This window comes from Pseudomonas sp. 8BK, assembly GCF_902506475.1.
Classification (GTDB): Bacteria; Pseudomonadota; Gammaproteobacteria; order Pseudomonadales; family Pseudomonadaceae; genus Aquipseudomonas; species Aquipseudomonas anguilliseptica.
The window spans coordinates 1,519,679-1,531,122 of sequence record NZ_LR733252.1 but is presented as its reverse complement, the minus strand read 5'-3'; the positions used below and the strand labels follow the sequence as shown (position 1 = coordinate 1,531,122).

At 61.5% G+C, this 11,444-nt stretch carries 12 protein-coding genes; 2 read left to right on the top strand and 10 right to left on the bottom strand.

The genetic code is table 11. From position 1 onward, the window contains the following. Positions 1 to 4 precede the first annotated feature (4 nt). The 7 genes from ACIN8IBEIGE_RS06970 to ACIN8IBEIGE_RS06940 all read right to left on the bottom strand — a co-directional run bounded on the left by ACIN8IBEIGE_RS06970 (position 5) and on the right by ACIN8IBEIGE_RS06940 (position 5,824). Entirely contained in the window at positions 5 to 322 is a 318-nt protein-coding gene (locus tag ACIN8IBEIGE_RS06970; protein WP_160014014.1) for a DUF2388 domain-containing protein, read from the bottom strand. Positions 323 to 402: 80 nt separating this feature from the next. Then, the gene (locus tag ACIN8IBEIGE_RS06965) at positions 403 to 609 is read right to left on the bottom strand and encodes a DUF1127 domain-containing protein (protein WP_160014013.1); all 207 of its coding nucleotides are present in this window, start codon (positions 607 to 609) and stop codon (positions 403 to 405) included. Between the two features lie 265 nt (positions 610 to 874). Then, the gene (locus ACIN8IBEIGE_RS06960; RefSeq protein WP_090378900.1) at positions 875 to 1,090 is read right to left on the bottom strand and encodes a DUF1127 domain-containing protein; all 216 of its coding nucleotides are present in this window, start codon (positions 1,088 to 1,090) and stop codon (positions 875 to 877) included. 381 nt (positions 1,091 to 1,471) lie between these two features. Then, positions 1,472 to 2,908, bottom strand: a complete 1,437-nt coding sequence (locus tag ACIN8IBEIGE_RS06955; protein ID WP_160014012.1) for an NAD(P)(+) transhydrogenase (Re/Si-specific) subunit beta — start codon at positions 2,906 to 2,908, stop codon at positions 1,472 to 1,474. Beyond that, positions 2,908 to 3,225, bottom strand: coding sequence for an NAD(P) transhydrogenase subunit alpha (locus ACIN8IBEIGE_RS06950; RefSeq protein WP_090378897.1), 318 nt, complete (start codon positions 3,223 to 3,225; stop codon positions 2,908 to 2,910). Before ACIN8IBEIGE_RS06950 ends, ACIN8IBEIGE_RS06955 begins: the two co-directional genes overlap by 1 nt. Before the next feature lie 14 nt (positions 3,226 to 3,239). Beyond that, positions 3,240 to 4,361 carry a Re/Si-specific NAD(P)(+) transhydrogenase subunit alpha gene (locus ACIN8IBEIGE_RS06945; RefSeq protein ID WP_160014011.1) on the bottom strand — a complete coding sequence of 374 codons (1,122 nt, stop codon included), beginning with the start codon at positions 4,359 to 4,361 and terminating at the stop codon, positions 3,240 to 3,242. Between the two features lie 554 nt (positions 4,362 to 4,915). After that, positions 4,916 to 5,824 (bottom strand): LysR family transcriptional regulator, encoded by a 909-nt coding sequence (locus ACIN8IBEIGE_RS06940; RefSeq protein WP_160014010.1) that lies wholly within the window; start codon positions 5,822 to 5,824, stop codon positions 4,916 to 4,918. A gap of 196 nt (positions 5,825 to 6,020) precedes the next feature. Between ACIN8IBEIGE_RS06940 and ACIN8IBEIGE_RS06935 the strand changes: the two genes are divergently transcribed. Together ACIN8IBEIGE_RS06935 and ACIN8IBEIGE_RS06930 are read left to right on the top strand one after the other, a co-directional pair. After that, positions 6,021 to 7,199: an acyl-CoA dehydrogenase gene (locus tag ACIN8IBEIGE_RS06935; RefSeq protein WP_160014009.1), complete on the top strand. Its 1,179-nt coding sequence runs from the start codon at positions 6,021 to 6,023 to the stop codon at positions 7,197 to 7,199. A gap of 111 nt (positions 7,200 to 7,310) precedes the next feature. After that, positions 7,311 to 8,534: a CaiB/BaiF CoA-transferase family protein gene (locus ACIN8IBEIGE_RS06930; RefSeq protein ID WP_160014008.1), complete on the top strand. Its 1,224-nt coding sequence runs from the start codon at positions 7,311 to 7,313 to the stop codon at positions 8,532 to 8,534. Positions 8,535 to 8,644: 110 nt separating this feature from the next. On the opposite strand, the gene ACIN8IBEIGE_RS06925 is transcribed toward ACIN8IBEIGE_RS06930, so the two are convergent. The 3 genes from ACIN8IBEIGE_RS06925 to hmpA are packed head-to-tail and all read right to left on the bottom strand — an operon-like array spanning position 8,645 to position 11,288. Next, positions 8,645 to 9,835 carry an NnrS family protein gene (locus ACIN8IBEIGE_RS06925; RefSeq protein ID WP_160014007.1) on the bottom strand — a complete coding sequence of 397 codons (1,191 nt, stop codon included), beginning with the start codon at positions 9,833 to 9,835 and terminating at the stop codon, positions 8,645 to 8,647. After that, the gene (locus ACIN8IBEIGE_RS06920) at positions 9,822 to 10,076 is read right to left on the bottom strand and encodes a transmembrane sensor/regulator PpyR (protein WP_160014006.1); all 255 of its coding nucleotides are present in this window, start codon (positions 10,074 to 10,076) and stop codon (positions 9,822 to 9,824) included. The genes ACIN8IBEIGE_RS06925 and ACIN8IBEIGE_RS06920 overlap by 14 nt, the downstream gene beginning before the upstream one ends. A gap of 30 nt (positions 10,077 to 10,106) precedes the next feature. After that, the gene (gene hmpA, locus ACIN8IBEIGE_RS06915; protein ID WP_160014005.1) at positions 10,107 to 11,288 is read right to left on the bottom strand and encodes an NO-inducible flavohemoprotein; all 1,182 of its coding nucleotides are present in this window, start codon (positions 11,286 to 11,288) and stop codon (positions 10,107 to 10,109) included. Between the last annotated feature and the right edge of the window lie 156 nt (positions 11,289 to 11,444).

Here is an 11,444-nt window from a genome sequence, read left to right as displayed (position 1 = left end):
GCGCTCAAAGGCTGAGGATTGCCGTCGCCAACTGCATATCGTCACCTTGCAGCGTCGGCACCTGCTGACGGATATGCTGCAGAGCGGCCTCCAGACGCACCCCACGGATGTCACCCTGACTGGCAACAAACGCGGCGGCGTCATCGCGCGCGGCCAACACAATCTTGTCATCGGTAAAGGACGAGGACACATCAGAGCTCGCTTCCGAAGTTGCCCCGACGGCCCCGACCACTGCATCGGTGGTAACCACAAAACTGGTGGCGCTTGCCGTGCCTGCCAGCGCCAGTAGTGCAGCGAGGCTCAAGGTCTTTATCACATTCATATCCACACTCCTGTAAATGGCCTGACAGACAGGCTGGGTTCAGTGTAGACCCCGGTTGTACGGGTTGGTTGCCCAGCTGCTTAGCGCCAGAACGGCTTTGCCAACTCGGCCTGACGCTGCGCCTCGGTGATGCCTGCGTCGGCCAGCTGACGGCTATCGAGGCGTGCCAGTTGCCTGCGAGTATGCAAATTGCGCTGCCAGCTACAGAGCGCGGCATAGGCGCGCAACCAGATTGGGTGATCCACCTGAGTGTTTTGCGAGGGTTGATGCTTGAGCGTGCGTTCCATGGAGCAATTCCTTGTCAGAGACGAAAGAGGGCAACCTATGGTGCGCGGAAGCGGAGGGCAGGGTCAGAGACAGCACCTGAAAATTGTTATGGCGCAGTAAGCTTTTTACAAGAACTGTACCGTTCAACAGCACTGCAGACTGTTGCAGCCAGGCAACTGCTTCAGCACTTTCCACAGCACATAAAAAGAAAACCCCAGCACGCAGGGCGCTGGAGCTTTCAAAAATCCCATAAAGGGAGGAGCAGAAATTGGTGCCTGGCAGCAGTTAACGCCAGAAAGGCTTGCTCAGTTCAGCGTGACGCTGTGCTTCGCTGATACCGGCATCTGCAAGCAGGCGGGCGTCCAGGCGAGCAAGCTGGCGGCGGCTAACAACGCGGCGCTGCCATAGCAGAACAGAAGCCAGCATGCGCAGCGGCAGAGCGCTGGAGCCGGTGGATTGGCTGTGATCGAAAAACAGGTCGGAACTGAGGGTACGTTCCATGGTGGTCATCCTTCCGCTTGTGGCGGGTCAGTGGTGTGTTGCGATGGGAGAATTATTGCCGTTGCCCCCACTTCGCTGTAGCCACAGCTGAATGAAATTGCAGCACAAATAGATAGTTTGCTTTGTAACTGTTTAGCCTGTTTTGCATTCAACTGTACCGGCCATAAGTGCTTTAGCCTAAAAACCATACCAAAACAGATAAAAGCACTACTTATATAGCCAAAACTCAGTGAATCTATATAGGTACAGTTGCAAATTGCACTTATGTGACAGCTGACCTGTTTTTCAGATTTTCCTCTGGAAAAAACACTTTTCTGATCGAGCAGACAGAAAAAAGCCCGGCTAGCAAGCCAGGCTTTTTCTACAACGCAGCGGTGAGGTTTAGTCGACCGCTTTAACCATATCTTCGATGACCTTCTTGGCGTCGCCGAAGACCATCATGGTCTTGTCCAGGTAGAACAGTTCGTTGTCCAGGCCGGCGTAGCCGCTGGCCATCGAGCGCTTGTTGACGATCACGGTCTTGGCTTTGTAAGCCTCGAGGATCGGCATGCCGGCGATCGGCGACTTCGGATCGTTCTTCGCGGCCGGGTTGACCACGTCGTTGGCGCCCAGCACCAGCACCACGTCGGCCTGGCCGAACTCGGAGTTGATGTCGTCCATCTCGAACACCTGCTCGTAAGGCACTTCGGCCTCGGCCAGCAGTACGTTCATATGGCCAGGCATACGACCGGCAACCGGGTGGATCGCGTACTTAACAGTCACGCCACGGTGGGTCAGCTTTTCCGCCAGCTCCATCAGTGCGTGCTGAGCACGGGCCACCGCCAGGCCGTAGCCCGGAACAATGATCACGGTGTCGGCGTTGGTCAGCAGGAAGGCCGCATCGTCGCTCGAGCCAGACTTGACCGGACGAGCTTCCTTGGCACCGGCAGGACCCGCTTCTTCAGCCGCGCCACCGAAACCACCGAGGATCACGTTGAAGAACGAACGGTTCATCGCCTTGCACATGATGTACGAGAGGATCGCGCCGCTCGAGCCCACCAGCGAACCGGCGATGATCAGCATCGAGTTGTTCAGCGAGAAGCCGATACCGGCCGCTGCCCAACCCGAGTAGCTGTTGAGCATCGACACTACAACCGGCATGTCCGCGCCGCCGATCGGGATGATGATCAGCACGCCGATGACGAAGGCCAGCGCCAGCAGGATGGCGAAGGCGGTGATATCACCGGTGAAGGTGTACACCAGGCCCAGACCGAGAATCGCCAGGCCGATGGCCAGGTTGACCCAGTGTTGGCCCTTGAACTGTACCGGTGCACCCTGGAACAGGCGGAACTTGTACTTGCCCGAGAGCTTGCCGAAGGCGATCACCGAACCGGAGAAGGTGATGGCACCGATGGCCGCACCGAGGAACAGCTCCAGACGGTTACCCGCGGGGATTGCATCACCCAGAGCAGCAACGATACCCAGCGACTGCGGCTCAACCACTGCAGCAATGGCAATGAATACCGCGGCCAGGCCGATCATGCTGTGCATGAAGGCGACCAGTTCCGGCATCTTGGTCATTTCCACGCGCTTGGCCATGATCGAGCCAGCGGTACCGCCGACCAGCAGACCGACGATGACATAGCCAATGCCTTGGGTGGCGATTTCCGCACCGAGCTTGTAGATCAGGCCAACGGTGGTGAGCACGGCAATGCCCATACCGATCATGCCGAACAGGTTGCCGCGACGCGACGTGGTTGGGTGCGACAGACCTTTGAGCGCCTGGATAAAGCAGATCGAGGCGACGAGGTAGAGAACAGTGATCAGATTCATGCTCATCAATGCTTCTCCACTGCAGCGGCTTTCGGCGCTTTCTTCTTGAACATTTCCAGCATGCGCCGGGTTACCAGGAAGCCACCGAACACGTTAACCGCAGCCAGAGCCACCGCCAGGGTGCCCATGGTCTTGCCCAGCGGGGTCACGGTCAGCGCGGCCGCCAACATGGCGCCGACGATGACGATGGCGGAAATCGCGTTGGTCACTGCCATCAACGGGGTGTGCAGGGCCGGTGTCACGTTCCACACCACGTGGTAGCCCACGTAGATGGCCAGCACGAAGATGATCAGGTTGTAGATGCCGTCAGAAATCATATCCATGAGCGGTGCTCCCCTTAGCCGTTAGTGCGCACGACGTTGCCGTCACGGCACATCAGGCACGCGGCGACGATGTCGTCTTCAAGGTTGAGGTGGAACTTGCCTTCGCCGTCGATAACCAGCTTGAGGAAGTCCAGCAGATTGCGTGCGTACAGCGCCGAAGCATCAGCCGGCACCAGGGCCGCCAGGTTGCTGTGGCCGACGATGGTCACGCCATGCTCAACCACCACCTGTTCAGCGACGGTCAGCGGGCAGTTGCCGCCTTGCGCTGCAGCCAGGTCGATGATCACCGAGCCTGGTTTCATTTCCGCCACGGTGGCGGCATGCAGCAGGGTCGGCGCCTTGCGGCCTGGAATCAGTGCAGTGGTGATGACGATATCAGCCTGCTTGGCGCGCTCATGCACCGCCTTGGCCTGACGCTCCATCCACGACGCCGGCATCGGACGGGCATAGCCGCCCACGCCTTGGGCGCATTCGCGCTCTTCATCGGTCTCGAATGGCACATCGACGAACTTGGCGCCGAGCGACTCAATCTGCTCTTTCACCGCCGGACGCACGTCCGAAGCCTCGATCACCGCACCCAGGCGCTTGGCCGTGGCGATGGCCTGCAGGCCAGCTACACCCGCGCCGAGAATCAGAATACGCGCGGCCTTCACGGTACCGGCAGCGGTCATCAGCATCGGCATAAAGCGCGGGTAGTGGTGCGCGGCCAGCAGCACGGCCTTGTAGCCGGCGATGTTGGCCTGCGAGCTGAGCACGTCCAGGCTCTGCGCACGGGAGGTGCGCGGGGCAGCTTCCAGAGCGAAGGCGGTCACGCCGCGAGCATTGATGCGCGCGATGGTCTCGTTGCTGAACGGATTGAGCATGCCCACCAATACGGCACCGGCTTTCATATGGGCCAGCTCAGCATCGGTTGGGGCAACCACTTTCAGCACCAGATCGGCAGCAAAAGCAGCAGCATCGCTGCCGATAGCCGCGCCAACCGCTTCATAGGCGCTGTCCGGAATGCTCGCGCTAACGCCAGCACCGGTCTGAACAGTCACCTGATGGCCTTGGCCGATCAGCTTCTTGATGGTTTCGGGAGTTGCGGCAACGCGCGTCTCACCAGCATGGGTTTCGAGAGGAACACCGATGTGCACTTCAATTCTCCTGCGTGATCTTTTTGGTGAACCGGCGCACTGCGGGTGGCACGCGGGCATTGGGGAGGATCAGCACAAACCCGCTCAGGCTGCAGTTGCACGATTGCGGGGCGCGGCATTTTGCAGGCGATAGCCATAGCCTTCAAGGCGTTATGAAGTAAAACCTTGTGATAACTACAAGTCACTGCATGACCTTACAGGCAGCTAATTCCTGCCAGCCCTTTTGGAGCAAGGCCTGTGGCGCATTCGCCGCAGCAAAATGCTGCTTGTGCATTCCTGAGACAAATACAGCGCCATCAGATCAACGGCGCCGCCAGCTTTTACGAGATAAACCGCTGTTTCATTGGGCTGCAGCGACGATTGTGTGCAAAAAATGCAACACGCAGCGCCCATCAAATGCAGAGCAGGTGTAGCCACCCAGATAGCTGACTACGGGGTCAACATAACTCCGGCGCGCACTCTAGGCGGCCTGTCTCGCGAGGTAAAGGTTTTTCCGACAAATTGCCGCCGAAGCTTTGACGGCCTTTTCCGCCAACAACCTGACAAGCCGTTGTCTATTTCAAGCCATGGGCCAGGGCATAGGCATGGGCCTCACGTACCAACCAGTCGCGCAGCAGCAACAGCGCCGCCGATTCCAGCTTGCGCTCGGGGATCATCAGGTAATACGCCTTGTCAGTCGGCAGACTGAGCGGCGAGGCAATCACCAAGCGACCTTCATCCAGCTCACGACGAATCAGAAACGGCGGAATCAGCGCCACACCCATCTCATGCATGGCTGCCTGGGCCAGCATGGAGAACAGCTCATAACGCGGCCCGGCCATATCCCGCGCAGTATTCAGGCCCTGGGCGTTGAACCACTGACGCCAGGCATAAGGCCGCGTGGTCTGCTGCAACAGCGGCAGGCTGGCAATCTGCTCGGCACTCAGCGCAGCCCGATCAGCCAGCAAGGCCGGGCTGCACACCGGCATCGGGTTTTCGCCCATCAGCAGATGCGCCTGGGTGCCGGACCAGTCGCCATCGCCGAAGTACACCGCTGCGTCGAACTCGGTATCGGCAAACAGGAAGGGCCGCGTACGGTTGGTCAGGTTGACCGTGATCTCGGGATGCAGGCGCTGAAAATCCTTCAAGCGCGGCAGCAGCCACTGCGTACCGAAGGTCGGCACCACCGCCAGCTCGATGTTCATCGCACCTTGCTGGCCCATCACCGCCAGGGTGTCACGCTCCACTGCGTCGAGCTGACCGGCCACGCGTCGCGCGTAGGACTGCCCGGCCTCGGTGAGCACCACGCCACGGCGTGAACGGCGAAACAGCTCGATATTAAGAAAGGCCTCCAGCGCGGCAATCTGCCGGCACACCGCACCCTGGGTCAGGCTCAACTCCTGCGCCGCCTTGGTAAAACTCTGGTGCCGAGCAGCGGACTCGAAGGCAATCAGGGCGGCGGTGCTGGGAATCTTGCGGCGCATCTGTGCATCACCCTCACTTAGAGCTATTAAATAGACCGATTAAAGCTATCTCGAAGTGAGCAAATTGCACAACTGCGTGCGCAATACTCGTTTGCCTGCCTGCCACAAGCCGCCTAGGATCAATCCACTCACCGGCGAGCGCAGCGCGGCTGCGCAGATACCCGCCCTCTCACTGTCAGATTTCGAGGTTTTCGCGATGGCCAAGGCAAGCTTCAACTGGATCGACCCGCTGCTGCTCGACCAGCAACTGACCGAGGAAGAGCGCATGGTGCGCGATAGCGCCCAGCAGTTTGCCGCCGACAAGCTGGCCCCGCGCGTGCTGGAAGCCTTCCGCCATGAGCAGACCGACCCGAAAATCTTCCGTGAGATGGGCGACACCGGCCTGCTCGGCGCCACCATCCCCGCCGAATACGGCGGCAGTGGCCTGAACTACGTGTGCTACGGCCTGATTGCCCGGGAAGTCGAGCGCATCGACTCCGGCTACCGCTCGATGATGAGTGTGCAGTCGTCGCTGGTAATGGTGCCAATCTTCGAATTCGGCAACGAAGCGACCAAGCAGAAATACCTGCCCAAACTGGCCAGCGGCGAATATATCGGCTGCTTCGGCCTCACCGAGCCGGATCACGGCTCCGACCCAGGCTCGATGATCACCCGCGCGAAGAAGGTCGACGGCGGCTACCGCCTGACCGGCGCAAAAATGTGGATCACCAACAGCCCGATCGCCGATGTATTCGTGGTCTGGGCCAAGGACGATGCCGGCGAGATCCGCGGCTTTGTGCTGGAAAAAGGCTGGCAGGGCCTGAGCACCCCGGCGATTCACGGCAAGGTCGGCCTGCGCGCGTCGATCACCGGCGAAATCGTCATGGACAACGTGTTCTGCCCGGAAGAAAACGCCTTCCCCGACGTGCGCGGCCTGAAAGGCCCGTTCACCTGCCTCAACTCCGCCCGCTACGGCATCAGCTGGGGCGCGCTGGGTGCGGCCGAGTTCTGCTGGCACACCGCGCGTCAGTACACCCTCGACCGCAAACAGTTCGGCCGCCCGCTGGCGCAAACCCAGCTGATCCAGAAGAAACTCGCCGACATGCAGACCGAGATCACCATGGCCCTGCAAGGCTGCCTGCGCCTCGGCCGGATGAAGGACGAAGGCACCGCAGCGGTGGAAATCACCTCGATGATGAAACGCAACAGCTGCGGCAAGTCCCTGGATATCGCCCGTATGGCCCGCGACATGCTCGGCGGCAACGGCATCAGTGACGAATACGGCGTGGCCCGTCACCTGGTCAACCTGGAAGTGGTGAACACTTATGAAGGCACCCACGACGTCCACGCGCTGATCCTTGGCCGCGCGCAGACCGGTCTGCAGGCGTTTTTCTAACGCCCATCCGTAGGGTGGATGACGCTCTGTTCATCCACCTTCTCTATCGCCTGGTGGATGGATAAAGCGCCAGCTGCGCGCCCCGATCCACCCTACGCAGGAATCTTTGCCATGCCCGGCGCCCTATCGCATATCCGCGTTCTCGACCTGTCCCGCGTACTCGCCGGGCCCTGGGCCGGGCAGATCCTTGGTGACCTCGGTGCCGAGGTGATCAAGGTGGAGCGCCCCGGTAGCGGCGACGACACCCGCCACTGGGGCCCGCCCTATGTGAAAGACGCCGAGGGCAATGACTCGCGCGAGGCGGCCTACTTCCAGAGTGCCAACCGCAACAAGCAGTCGGTGACCCTGGATTTCACCCAGCCCGAAGGCCAGCGTCTGGTGCGCGAGTTGGTGCAGAACTGCGATGTGCTGCTGGAGAACTTCAAGGTCGGCGGCCTGGCGGCCTATGGCCTCGACTACGCCACGCTAAAAGCCATCAACCCACGGCTGATCTACTGCTCCATCACTGGCTTCGGGCAAAACGGGCCCTACGCCAAGCGCGCCGGCTATGACTTTATGATCCAGGGCCTCGGAGGACTGATGAGTCTGACCGGTAAACCCGACGGAGAGGAGGGCGCCGGCCCGATAAAGGTCGGCGTCGCCCTCACCGATATTCTCACCGGCCTGTACGCCACGGTCGGTGTGCTGGCAGCACTGAATCAGCGCGAACAATCCGGCCTCGGCCAGCATATCGACGTCGCGCTGCTCGACGTGCAGGTGGCCTGCCTGGCCAACCAGGCGATGAATTATCTGAACACCGGGGTCGCGCCCAAGCGCCTGGGCAACGCCCACCCGAATATCGTGCCCTACCAGGATTTCCCCTCGGCCGATGGCAACTTCATCATTGCCGTGGGTAACGACGGGCAATTCCGCAAGCTTTGCGAGGTTGCCGACCTTACGGCTTTGGCCGACGACCCGCGTTTTTCTTCGAACAAGGACCGCGTCGCGCATCGCGCCGAGCTGATCCCGCTGCTGCGCCAAGCCACGGTGTTCAAAACCACTGCCGAATGGGTGACGCTGCTGGAGGCCGCCGGCGTGCCCTGCGGGCCGATCAACGACCTGGCCCAGGTATTTGCCGACCCGCAAGTACAAGCGCGCGGCCTGCGCCTCGACCTGCCCAACAGCCTCGGTAGCACCACCCCGCAAGTGGCCAGCCCGCTGCGTCTCTCCGAAACCCCGGTGCAATACCGCAACGCGCCACCGCTGCTCGGCGAACACACCGAGCAGGTGCTCACTTGCCACCTGGGGCTAAACGCCGAGCAGATCGCGGCACTGCGCGAAGCGGGCGTGCTCTAAACCCAAGGTAAATGTGCCGCACTGCCGGATCATGTGGGAGGGGCTTTAGCCGCGATGCGTTCCGCGCCTTCCAGCCCTGCGCGGCTAAAGCCCCTCCCACCGACATGACGTTAACCCGGCTGCCCATCCACCCGCGCGGTGCAGAACATAACCGCGTAATGACGCACAAACAGGGCAAAGGCCGTGATCCACAGCAAGCTAGACAGGCCCAGCCCTGCAGCCGGGGCAAACAGCACCAGCAGCACCCGCGCGATAACCGCCAACTGCAGGCTGGCAAACGCCCACCCCATGGCTACAGGCGGCTGCAACGGCCGGCCGGTATGACCGAGGCTGACCCGCGCGAGCATCGCCAGAACCGCCCCGCCGACCCCACCCAACGCCAGGGCGTGGTAAGCCAGGCTGACGTTGTGCAGCCAACCGATATGCCAGGCCGCCAGAGTCAGTAACGCCAGCGGTAGCCAGGCATAGGCCAGGTGCAGTGACCAGAGCAGCGGCACCCGCCAGATCCCGCCGTTGTACCAGTGCCACAGGCGCAAACCGTGCAGCGCAGCCAGGGCCAGCAACAGCGGCAACATCCATAGCGACGGTTGCATGGCCAGGCCACAGGCAAACAGCAGCGCCAGGCTGAACGACAACAGCAGCACCAGCAGATCCAGCCGCGGTCTTGGGCTCGCAGGCGCAATCTGGTTGAGGCCGCGCTGGGTAAATAACGGAATCACCCGCCCGCCGATGATGCTCACCAGCGCCGCGATCAGCCATAAACCGGCCAAAGCACCGCGCCGCTGCAAACCATCATCACCCAGCGCCAGGCCATACAGCAGCAGCCACTCGCAGCCGGCCATCAGCAACAGCACAGCCACCAGCGGGTAATTGCGCCACTGGCGTACCGCCCATAGCTGTCGCCCAAGCAACCACACCAGCAGCGGTAGAAAGGGCAGTTGCAGCGCCAGCAGCACAGGCAATGGCGCACCGAGCAGCCAGGCCAGCCGCGCCAGTAACCAGAGCGCGAATAACCCCGCCAGCGGCCAGCCACTCAGCCCCGACCGGCCCGTCCAGTTCTGCACGGCGGTGAGCAAAAAGCCGGCGATGATCGCCACGGCAAAACCGAACGGCAGCTCATGCCGGTGCCAGGCCAGGCTCCCACCCACCGGCTGCCAACCCGGCAGATAGCCAAGCAGCACGGCCGCCCACAGGCCAATCGCCAACGCGGCAAACAGCGCGCCACCGAGAAAAAACGGGCGAAAGCCCAGCCGCCACAGTGGCGCAATGGCCAGTTCCTGCTGCCGATCACGCAACTGCACAGCAAGACTCCTGTTGCTTGCGCAAATGCTGCTGCGCGGCCAGGCGCAGCACATAACCGAGCTTGAGCAGGCCAGGGCCGATGATGGTCAACGAATGCGCCGTGACCAGGCTGCCCATGCTCAACTGCGCCTCCAGGCCATAGGCACCCAGCAGGCCGCTGAGCAACAGCAGCACGCCGACCAGCAGCATGCGATTCGCCAGTTGCAGTGCCCGTGCGGGGCACGCCAGATAAGCCAACATAATCACCTCCCAGGCTGCTAAGCCTCTGTTTTAGCTATCCAGCGCGCTGGCTGGGCCAAAGAACTCGTAATGACTCTGCGCCGCCGGCACACCGAGGCTGTGCAGATGGCGTTTGACCTGCGCCATAAACGGCTTGGGGCCGAGGAAGTAGGCATCCAGATCACGCTGCTCGGGCAACCATTGATCCAGCTGCTCCAGACTGAGCAGGCCTTCAGCATCGGCCTCATCGCCCACACGCGGCTCGCTGTAGCACACGTAATGGCGCAGCTGCGGACGCTCGGCGCGCTGCGCCTCAACCCAGTCGCGGAAGGCATGCACCCCGGCGTGGCGCGCGCAGTGGATAAAGTGGATCTCACGGCCACTGTCACGTGCGGCTTCCAGCATGCTCAGAGCCGGGGTGATGCCGACGCCTGCGCTGATCAGCACCAGCGGCTTGGCGGACTCGCGCAGCACGAAATTCCCCGCTGGGGCGAACAGCTCCAGGCTGTCGCCGACCTGCAACTGGTCATGGAGGTAATTGGAGACCTTGCCGCCCACCTCGCGCTTGACGCTGATGCGGTACTCGCGGCCATTGCCCAGGGCCGACAGCGAGTAGTTGCGGCGCTGCTCGCCGCCGTCCAGCAGCAGACGCAGGCCGATGTACTGACCGGGCTTGAAGGCCGCCAGCGCGCCGCCGTCGGCCGGTGCCAGGTACAGCGAAACGATCTCTTCGCTTTCCTGCACCTTGCGGCTCAGGCGGAAACTGCGCGCGCCGCGCCAGCCACCCTCGGCATTGGCGTTGGCGCTGTAAGCCGCCTCTTCGGCACCGATCAGGATGTCCGCCAACTGCCCATACGCCACGGCCCAGGCATCGATCACCGCATCGGTGGCGATCTCCTCACCCAGCACTTCACGAATCGCCCGCAGCAGGCAGCTGCCAACAATCGGGTAATGCTCGGGCAGGATCTGCAGCGACACATGCTTGTTGACGATCTGTCCTACTAGCGGCGCCAACGCCTCCAGCCGGTCGATATGCCGGGCATACATCAGCACCGCATTGGCCAGGGCACGCTGTTGCCCGCCGCTGGCCTGGTGAGCCTGATTGAACAGCGCGCGCACCTCGGGGTACTCGCTGAGCATCATCTGGTAGAAGTGCCGGGTCAGGGCCTCGCCACCGTTTTCCAGCAGGGGTACGGTGGCTTTGATCAGAGTGGTTTGGGCAGGGGTCAACATAGTGCTTCCTCGTCAGGGCGACACACTGCACTTGCGCAGCGCTTCGGTTCATATCACCCTGACTATTACAGGAAGCATGCCAATTATTTTATTCATATAAATCATAGACTTATAAATACTTGTGTCTTTATGACAGCAAGCATTCCGAGTCTTTAT